Consider the following 6,753-nt stretch of genomic DNA (forward strand, 5'->3'; position numbering starts at 1 on the left):
CTTCGCTGCTGATTCGGCTACTGATACAGGTCAGACAGATCAGGCAAAACGAAACGAAGTGCTCTTCCGTACGACGACTGGAACGCGCACGCATGCGAGAGGCGGCAGCCAGGCAGACGAGCCGAAGCAGCTAGTTCAACGGCAGGAAGAGCGGGTGGTACTGCACGGTCGACTTCGGTCCATCGCAGCCCCACCTCCTCCGGCCGGTCCCTCGTGAGGGAGTCTCGTCGGCGTCGGGACCCGATCGCGACGCTTCTGCGTGCTGTCCCGAACCACCGGCTCAGAGTATCAGCCGCCCATAGTGTCAAGGCGCGGCTTTGCCCGGTACTGACGAGTTCTATGCTCACCGCATGGTTGATGTTCTTCCTCTTGTCGAGGCGCGGTTGAGCACCACGTTCGGAGAACCGGACGCGCGCGCCGCGGTCACCTTTCTCGGTACGGACCGCCTCGAGGTGCTCCGTTTCCAGGAGGGCGACATCGTCCGCTACGCCACGCTCGGCATGTCCGCGCACCCCATGACGGATCCCACGGCAATGCTCGCCGACCCGGTCAAGGGACCCCGCGCCGAGCTGGTCCTGTCCGTCCGCGCCAGCCTCGCCGACACCGACAAGGTGCTCCGCCCGCTTGCCGTCCTCGGTGCGTCCCCGCAGGTGGAGGGCGTGGTCGTGGCTCCGGGTGCCTCCCTCGACGTGGGCGAACCCCTGTGGCCCGGAGCGCCGTTCACCTCGGTCCTGGTCGGTGAGCCGGGCGGGCTGGTCGAGGATCTGGAACTCGACGAGCCGATGGATCCCGTACGGTTCCTGCCGCTGCTCCCGATGACCCCGAACGAGGCCGCCTGGAAGCGCGTGCACGGCGCCCAGGCGCTGCAGGAGCGCTGGCTCGCGAGCGGAACGGATCTGCGGGATCCCGCCCGCCGATCCGTCCCGCTCGACTGACGCCGGACCTCGCGAGAGTGACCGATCTCACCAACGCAAGTCCGGAATCGGTCAGTTGGCAAAGTCCGTGACGCCGTCCTCGGTCGCGTGCGCGGTCGCCGGCTTCCCGGCCTCGTTCGTGAGGGCCTCGCGTCGTACGAGCACGACGAGCGCGCCCAGCACCGCGGCGACCGCCGCGACCACGAACGGGATGTGCGCGTCGGTCCACTCCTCGATCTTCGGCGCGAAACATGGCGCCGCGGCGGCCGCGAACCACCGCACGAAGTTGTGGCCCGCGCTCGCCACGGGGCGCGGCGCGTCCGACACGCCCAGGGCCAGTTCGGTGTAGACCGTGTTGTTCACGCCGATGCAGGCGCCGGACATGGATCGTGATCAGCGAGAAGACGGCGAGCAGCGCGCCCCGGGCGAAGAACACGGCCCCCGAGTGGTAGGGGGTCATGTTCAGCACGAACGGGGTGAAGGCCGGCACGGTGAAGAACGTGTAGTTGTAGAAGAACGCCGAGTCGGCCGGAGGCGAGTCCGCCGTGGCCCAGTGCCCTGATCGGATCCGGGACGGAGCTCTTGCGTGCGGGGACCGCTCGGGCTGCCGCAGGATGCCGCCCGCACCCGCGTCGAAGGCGTCCATGTTCTCTCCCATCCCGAGGGTCGCGACGAGGAGATGATTGCTATGCGCGCCCGGTAAATTAGCTCAACTAACTAATGAAAGATACATCTTGTTTCGTGTGGTGACCGGTTCCGTCCGGACGGGTGATCGTCCTTGACGTGGGGGAGCGGGGGTAGGACCGTGGGGCCCTATGAGGGGCGAACCCAGTTGCCCGAAGTGTGGTGGCCGGGTCAGGGCTCCCGGACTCTTCGCCGATTCGTGGCAGTGCGATGTGCACGGGACCGTGCATCCGGTGCAGCCCGTGATCCCGCCCAGCGTCGAGGCCCTCGGCGTGGTGGTGCACCGCACCCAGGTGCCGGTCTGGATGCCGTGGCCGCTGCCGGTGGGATGGCTGTTCACAGGCGTGGCCTGCGCGGGTGACGACCGCAGTGGCGGCCGGGCGACCGCGGTGGCCTGCTCGGGGCCCGGCCCGCTCGGCGGCATGGGCGAGATGATCCTGGTCGCCGAGGAGTTGGGGGTCGGTCTGGGTGCGCGCTACGCGGGCATCGACGGCCCGGACCCGGGGCCGTACATGAACGTCGAGAAGCCACCCCAGGCCAAGGTTCTGGCCGCCGGCCGTCCGACTCCGCTCTGGCATGTCACCGGCTCCCCGGACGACCGCGCCGTGTTCGCCGGCGAGGCGCGCGGGCTGTGGCTGTGGGCGGTGGTCTGGCCCGAGCAGACCGGTCTGCTGATGTACGACGAGCTGGTGCTGACCGATCTGCGGGATGCGGGCGCGGAGCTGGACCTGGTGCCGTGCGGTGCGCTGTCGCCGCGGCTGCTGCAACCCTGAGCGTTGCCTGTAGGGGGCGTATGGCGGGTGCGGGTGTGACAGGGCACCCTTGGACCCCGGCTATCCTTAGGTGTCCCCTTCCGTCCCGTCACCGCTTGGAGTGTCCGCGTCGTGCGCATCGATCTGCACTGCCACTCCACGGCCTCCGACGGCACGGACACCCCGGCCGAGCTCGTGCGCAAGGCCGCGGCGGCCGGTCTGGACGTCGTTGCGCTGACCGACCACGACACCACCCGCGGATACGCCGAGGCCCTCGCGGCGGTGCCGGCGGGGCTCACCCTCGTCACCGGCGCCGAACTCTCCTGCCGTGTCGACGGCGTCTCCATGCACATGCTGGCCTACCTCTTCGACCCCGAGGAGCCCGATCTGCTCGCCGAGCGCGAACTGGTCCGGGACGACCGGGTGCCGCGGGCCAAGGTCATGATCGCCAAGCTGAACGAGCTGGGCGTGCCGGTCACCTGGGAGCAGGTCTCACGGATCGCCGGCAACGGCTCCGTCGGGCGTCCGCATGTCGCCTCCGCGCTCGTCGAGCTCGGTGTCGTACCGACGGTGAGCGACGCGTTCACACCGCAGTGGCTGGCCGACGGCGGCCGGGCCTTCGTGGAGAAGCACGAGACCGACCCCTTCGAGGCGATCCGGCTCATCAAGGGTGCGGGCGGCGTCGCCGTCTTCGCGCACCCGGCCGCCGCCAAGCGCGGCCGCACGGTTCCCGAGCCCAGGATCGCGGAGCTGGCCGCGGCCGGTCTGGACGGCATCGAGGTCGACCACATGGACCACGACGCCGACGCCCGGACGCGTCTGCGCGGGCTCGCCGCCGACCTGGGGCTCCTGGTCACGGGGTCCTCGGACTACCACGGCAGTCGCAAGACCGTGGCGCTGGGCGAGTACACGACGGACCCCGAGGTGTACGGGGAGATCACGCGACGAGCCACCGGGGCGTTCCCGGTGCCGGGGACCGGCGGAGCCTGAGGCCCACCTCCTCACGCCCACCTTCACCCTCTTCACCGGCAAGGCTTGCTCACCCATGTTCGACGTCGCCGTCTTCGGTTCCCTCTTCCTCACCCTTTTTGTGATCATGGATCCCCCCGGGATCACCCCGATCTTCCTTGCGCTGACCGCCGGACGCCCCGGCAAGGTGCAGAAGCGGATGGCCTTCCAGGCCGTCTGCGTGGCCGGCGGTGTGATCACCGTCTTCGGGCTGCTCGGCCACCAGATCCTGAACTATCTGCATGTCTCCGTCCCGGCGCTGATGATCGCGGGCGGGCTGCTGCTTCTGCTCATCGCGCTGGACCTGCTCACCGGCAAGACGGACGAGCCCAAGCAGACCAAGGACGTCAACGTCGCGCTCGTACCGCTGGGCATGCCGCTGCTGGCCGGCCCGGGTGCGATCGTCTCCGTCATCCTGGCCGTGCAGAAGGCGGACAGCGTGGCCATGCAGATGTCGGTGTGGTCGGCGATCCTCGCGATACATGTCGTGCTGTGGCTGGTGATGCGCTACTCGCTGCTGATCATCCGGGTCATCAAGGACGGTGGCGTGGTCCTGGTGACGCGCCTCGCGGGCATGATGCTCTCCGCCATCGCCGTGCAGCAGATCATCAACGGGATGACACAGGTGATCAAGGGCGCGTGAGCCCCGGGCGCGCAGAGCCCGCATATGCGCAGAGCCCCCGTACGGCGTCGGTGCCGTACGGGGGCTCTGAAGCTTCAGCGGTGATCCGCGTCTGTTACGAGGCCGTGGTCTCGGCCGGTCGGATCCACAGGCGCTGGCCGATGGCGGCGGCCTGCTGGACGATCCGGTTGACGGAGGCGGCGTCCACAACGGTGCTGTCCACGGTCGTCCCGTCGACCTCGTCGAGTCGCATGATTTCGAAGCGCATGGCCTCTCCCTTCGTCTTGCTGTTCCGTCGTAGTCAACGGGCTGCGTGTTACAAACATTCCCTACGCTAATGAAATTTTTCGAACGGCTAATTACCAACTGGTAAGAGGGTGTCGCGAGACTGACCGGGACCGGTTGTGTTCGCAGCGTGACCGCCAGGACAATGGAGGCGATGAATGACGACCTCGCGGCCCTGCAGGCCCGCATCGACCGCACGAACGAGCTGCTGCAGCGCATGCTCGCCGAAGTGGCGAAGACGCCCTCGACCCATGCGATCTTCGTCGACGCGGGGTATCTGTACGCGGCCACGGGCCGACTGGTGGCCGGGACCGAGGACCGGCGCGCCTTCGACCTCGACGCCGAGGGCCTGATCGAGGCGCTCATCGACCGCGCCCGCACGATCTTCGCGGACAGCAGACTGCTGCGCGTCTACTGGTACGACGGCGCCCGGCGCCGCATCCACACGGCCGAGCAGCAGTCCATCGCCGAACTCCCGGACGTCAAGGTCCGCCTCGGCAACCTCAACGCCAACAACCAGCAGAAGGGCGTCGACTCGCTGATCCGCACCGATCTGGAGTCGCTCGCCCGCCACCGCGCCATCAGCGACGCGGCACTCATCGGCGGCGACGAGGACCTGGTGTCGGCGGTGGAGGCCGCGCAGGGTTACGGCGCGCGCGTCCATCTCTGGGGCATCGAGGCCCCGGAGGGCCGCAACCAGGCGGAGCCCCTGCTCTGGGAGGTCGACAGCCAGCGCACCTTCGACCTCGAGTTCTTCAAGCCGTACGTCTCCCGGCGCACCGCGCCCGCGTACGAGGCCACGGCCAACCGGCCGACCCGCGAGGACGTCCGCTTCGTCGGCGCCCAGATCGCCGCCAAGTGGCTGTCCGCCCGCGGCCGCGAGGCCCTCGTCGAGCTGCTGCCGGGCCACCCCTATCTACCCGGCTCCGTCGACCAGGACCTCCTCGTCGAGGCCGAGGGTCTGCTCCAGTACTCCCTGCGCGGCCAGGCGGACCTGCGCCGCGCGCTGCGGGACGGCTTCTGGGAGCACCTGCAGACGCAGTACTAGCCGTCCTGAACTAGCCGTCCTGACTAGCCCTCCTGTGCGACCCGGTCCCAGAAACCGGCGATCGCACGGGCGGTGGCGAGCGGCTGGTCGGTGTTGGGCGAGTGCTCCGCGCCCTCGACGACCGTCCGCCGGGCCCCGAGCCGTACTGCCATCTCGTCGAGGAGCGTCACCGGCCAGGTGTCGTCCAGCGCGCCCGACAGGACATGGAACGGCAGTGGTACGGCGGCGAGTTCGGCGACTCGGTCCGGCTCGGTGCACAACTGACGCCCCGTGGACAGGAGTTGGGCGGGCTTGTTGCCCAGCCAGCGGCGCCGCAGGTCCTCCCGGTCGTCGAGGCCGCCGTCGAGCTCGCCGGTCTCCGTCTCCTCCGGCGCCTCCATCGCCTGTATCGCGTCCCACACTTCGGCCATCGGCATCACGGCGAGGGCATCGCGCAGGAGCTTTACGCGCTGCTGCTGGGAGATGGAGATCTGCGCCGGCCCGGAGGCCATCAGGGTGAGCGACAGAAAGGGGGTGTGGTCGATGAGCACGGCGGCGCGCGAGATCTGCCCGCCGAGCGAGTGCCCCAGCAGATGCACGGGCGTGCCGAGCGCCTCCGCCTGGGCCAGCACGTCGCGTGCCAACTCTTCCTGCGCGTAGACCGATTCGTCGTGCTCCGGGCCGTCGGACTCGTACTGTCCGCGCCCGTCCACGGCGACGGTGCGGTACCCGCGCTCGGCCAGCGGCACATGCAGCGGGTTGAAGTCCTCCTTGCTTCCGGTGAAGCCGGGCAGCAGCAGCGCGACGCCCCTGGGCTCGACACCGGCGGCCACGGGAGCGTCGACGACGGCGAACTCACCTCGCGCGGTGCGCAGCAAGTACGCGCGGGCGCCGGTGGGCGGGACGAAGGTGGGAGGCCTGCTCATGAGCAGAGGCTATCGGGCGCCCGCCCGCCGCGGTGGGGCAGGGACGCCAACGGCCCGGTCCCACACGAGGTGGGCCGGGCCGTCAGGGTGTTTCTCGGGTAGCTGCCCGGTTGCCGGATCAGGCCTCCGGGGCCTCCACGGCCGCCGCGGCCTTGCGGGTCCGGCGCGCCCTGGGCTTCGCCTCGGCCGGGTCGCCGGTGGCTTCGGCGGTGGCGGCGGCCTTGCGGGTGCGGCGCGGCTTGGCCGCCGGCTCCTCGGTGGCCTGCGCCGGAATCCCGGCGCTCACCGCGGCGGCGGCCTTGCGGGTGCGGCGCACGGCTGCCTTGGCCTCCACACCGTCGACCACGTCCACGGCTGCCGTCGCCTTCCGGGTGCGGCGCGGCTTGGCCTCGGCCTCGACGGCCTCCGGCGCTTCCACGGCGGCCGTGGTGGCCTTGCGGGTGCGGCGGGGCTTGGCCTCGGTGCCTTCGGCCGTGTCCACGGCGGTTTCGGCGGTGGCGGCGGCCTTGCGGGTGCGGCGCGGCTTGGGCTCCGT

At 70.1% G+C, this 6,753-nt stretch carries 7 protein-coding genes and 2 pseudogenes; 5 read left to right on the plus strand and 4 right to left on the minus strand.

Going from position 1 to position 6,753, the window contains the following annotated elements; all coding sequences use genetic code 11:
- Positions 1–350: 350 nt before the first annotated feature.
- Positions 351–935, plus strand: coding sequence for a suppressor of fused domain protein (locus Q8A52_RS09665; protein WP_316748166.1), 585 nt, complete (start codon positions 351–353; stop codon positions 933–935).
- Between the two features lie 51 nt (positions 936–986).
- Here Q8A52_RS09665 and Q8A52_RS09670 read toward each other — a convergent pair.
- A pseudogene (locus tag Q8A52_RS09670) lies at positions 987–1,507 on the minus strand (MFS transporter); the annotation flags it as partial.
- Between the two features lie 222 nt (positions 1,508–1,729).
- On the opposite strand from Q8A52_RS09670, the gene Q8A52_RS09675 reads away from it, so the two are divergent.
- The 3 genes from Q8A52_RS09675 to Q8A52_RS09685 all read left to right on the plus strand — a co-directional run bounded on the left by Q8A52_RS09675 (position 1,730) and on the right by Q8A52_RS09685 (position 4,001).
- The gene (locus Q8A52_RS09675; RefSeq protein ID WP_316748169.1) at positions 1,730–2,371 is read left to right on the plus strand and encodes a DUF6758 family protein; all 642 of its coding nucleotides are present in this window, start codon (positions 1,730–1,732) and stop codon (positions 2,369–2,371) included.
- Between the two features lie 111 nt (positions 2,372–2,482).
- Complete coding sequence (locus Q8A52_RS09680; protein WP_316748170.1) at positions 2,483–3,340, plus strand: PHP domain-containing protein; 858 nt, start codon at positions 2,483–2,485, stop codon at positions 3,338–3,340.
- Between the two features lie 55 nt (positions 3,341–3,395).
- Positions 3,396–4,001: a MarC family protein gene (locus Q8A52_RS09685; RefSeq protein ID WP_316748172.1), complete on the plus strand. Its 606-nt coding sequence runs from the start codon at positions 3,396–3,398 to the stop codon at positions 3,999–4,001.
- A 94-nt stretch (positions 4,002–4,095) separates the two neighbouring features.
- Here Q8A52_RS09685 and Q8A52_RS09690 read toward each other — a convergent pair whose 3' ends face one another.
- Positions 4,096–4,248 (minus strand): hypothetical protein, encoded by a 153-nt coding sequence (locus Q8A52_RS09690; protein WP_184968404.1) that lies wholly within the window; start codon positions 4,246–4,248, stop codon positions 4,096–4,098.
- A 171-nt stretch (positions 4,249–4,419) separates the two neighbouring features.
- On the opposite strand from Q8A52_RS09690, the gene Q8A52_RS09695 reads away from it, so the two are divergent.
- Positions 4,420–5,313 carry an NYN domain-containing protein gene (locus Q8A52_RS09695; protein WP_316748178.1) on the plus strand — a complete coding sequence of 298 codons (894 nt, stop codon included), beginning with the start codon at positions 4,420–4,422 and terminating at the stop codon, positions 5,311–5,313.
- Between the two features lie 23 nt (positions 5,314–5,336).
- Here the strand turns inward: Q8A52_RS09695 and Q8A52_RS09700 are convergent, their stop codons facing one another.
- Complete coding sequence (locus Q8A52_RS09700) at positions 5,337–6,218, minus strand: alpha/beta fold hydrolase (protein WP_316748180.1); 882 nt, start codon at positions 6,216–6,218, stop codon at positions 5,337–5,339.
- Between the two features lie 118 nt (positions 6,219–6,336).
- Positions 6,337–6,753 (minus strand): annotated as a pseudogene (locus Q8A52_RS09705) (DEAD/DEAH box helicase); the annotation flags it as partial.

This window comes from Streptomyces herbicida (assembly GCF_032656585.1).
GTDB classification, from domain to species: domain Bacteria; phylum Actinomycetota; class Actinomycetes; order Streptomycetales; family Streptomycetaceae; genus Streptomyces; species Streptomyces herbicida.

Coding starts and splice junctions, on each gene's coding strand:
- Q8A52_RS09665 (WP_316748166.1), top strand. CDS start 351: ATGGTTGATGTTCTTCCTCTTGTCGAGGCGCGGTTGAGCACCACGTTC.
- Q8A52_RS09675 (WP_316748169.1), top strand. CDS start 1,730: ATGAGGGGCGAACCCAGTTGCCCGAAGTGTGGTGGCCGGGTCAGGGCT.
- Q8A52_RS09685 (WP_316748172.1), top strand. CDS start 3,396: ATGTTCGACGTCGCCGTCTTCGGTTCCCTCTTCCTCACCCTTTTTGTG.
- Q8A52_RS09690 (WP_184968404.1), bottom strand. CDS start 4,248: ATGCGCTTCGAAATCATGCGACTCGACGAGGTCGACGGGACGACCGTG.
- Q8A52_RS09695 (WP_316748178.1), top strand. CDS start 4,420: ATGAATGACGACCTCGCGGCCCTGCAGGCCCGCATCGACCGCACGAAC.
- Q8A52_RS09700 (WP_316748180.1), bottom strand. CDS start 6,218: ATGAGCAGGCCTCCCACCTTCGTCCCGCCCACCGGCGCCCGCGCGTAC.